The organism is Kitasatospora sp. MY 5-36, from assembly GCF_001182915.1.
In the GTDB taxonomy this organism is placed as follows: Bacteria; Actinomycetota; Actinomycetes; order Streptomycetales; family Streptomycetaceae; genus Kitasatospora.
This window is the reverse complement of record NZ_LFVW01001226.1, coordinates 1-1,290: the sequence shown is the minus strand read 5'-3', so window position 1 is coordinate 1,290 and position 1,290 is coordinate 1. Positions and strand designations below refer to the sequence as shown.

2 protein-coding genes are annotated in these 1,290 nt (G+C 77.2%); one reads left to right on the top strand and one right to left on the bottom strand.

What is annotated here, in order from left to right:
* Positions 1-770 (bottom strand): hypothetical protein (locus tag AE652_RS41575; RefSeq protein ID WP_049661201.1); only part of this gene is annotated, 770 nt, incomplete at its 3' end.
* Between the two features lie 229 nt (positions 771-999).
* On the opposite strand from AE652_RS41575, the gene AE652_RS41570 reads away from it, so the two are divergent.
* The coding region (locus tag AE652_RS41570) for an ATP-binding protein (protein ID WP_049661202.1) at positions 1,000-1,290 on the top strand (291 nt) is incomplete at its 3' end.

Sequence of the window (1,290 nt, the reverse complement as noted above, 5' to 3'; positions counted from 1 at the left end):
ACGGCACCCGCCGGGAGCGGGCTCTCCCCGCCCCGGGCACCGAACCGGCGGGCCGGGCCGGCCGTCCCGAACAGACCGCGCAGCAACGCGGCCACCAGCGCGAACGCCGTACGCAGCGGCGCCGCCCAGTGCTCCCGGGCGGCCGTGGCGGCCACCCGCAGCAGCTGCCACAGGGCCGCCTCGCCGCGCCGCAGCCACCAGCCCGCGACCAGCGCGGCGCCGAGGTGCCCGGCCAGCATCGACGGCGTCATGCCGAAGACCCCGGCCTGCCACCAGGGAGCGGCGGCGAACGCGTGCGGGTCCAGGCCCGCGGAGGAGACCAGCTGCTCCGGGGACGGGCTGCCCGGCAGGCCGAGCAGCGTGCCGGGTCGGGCCTCGTTGCAGATCAGCCGGCCGGCCACCTGCGGCACCGTCAGCGGACCGGAGCCCCCGTGGTGCATGCCGGCCATGGAGCCGCCGAAACCGTTGAAACCGTGGAAGAGGCAGTGCAGTCCGAGCTGCCCGGCGCCGAGCGCCCCGGCGATGGCCGCCAGCGAACGCTCCCGCCCGCCGCAGACCACCGCGAACGCCAGCACCGCGGCGAAGCCCAGCGCCAGCGCGGTCGGCGGCACGTTCCCGCCACCCGCCAGGGCGTGCCCGGCGGCGGCTATCAGGGTGCACACCAGCGCGAACGGGACCGCCCGGGCAAGCCGCAGGTCCCAGGCGGCGGACCCCACCGGCTGGGCCGGTCCGGGGGCGCCCGGGAGCGGGGCGGCGGCGAGGGCAGTCATGGCCGGGCCATCCTCTCATTGCGTACGCCGCCGACACGGGCAGGGTGGGAAATCCCTACGAATGCCCCTTTCGGCGGCGCGTGCGAGGGGGCGTACGCGTCGCCCGGCACAGACCCCGGCCCCCGGTCCATCCGCCGAACGGGCGGTAGCGGCCCCCGGGCACGGTTCGCCGGGGAATCGCCCGGAGATACCTAGTTGTATGTGGAGCCGCAGCCAGGAGGGACCTCCCGTGGACATCTGGTGGACTCTGCACCTCAAGCGCGACCCGGCCAGCGTTCCGCTGGCCCGGCGCATCCTGCTCGGTGCGATGGCGACCGCGGGCGTCGACCCGCAGATCGCGGACGACCTCGGCGTCGCCCTCACCGAGGCCTGCGCCAACGCCGTCGAGCACGGCGCCACCGGGCGGCCCGACGACGGCTTCCAGGTCACCGCCTCGATCTGCGGCGACCGGCTGCGGATCGAGGTCACCGACTCGGGGCCCGGCCTGCCGGCCCCCGCCCCCGCCGGGGCCGCTGCCGCC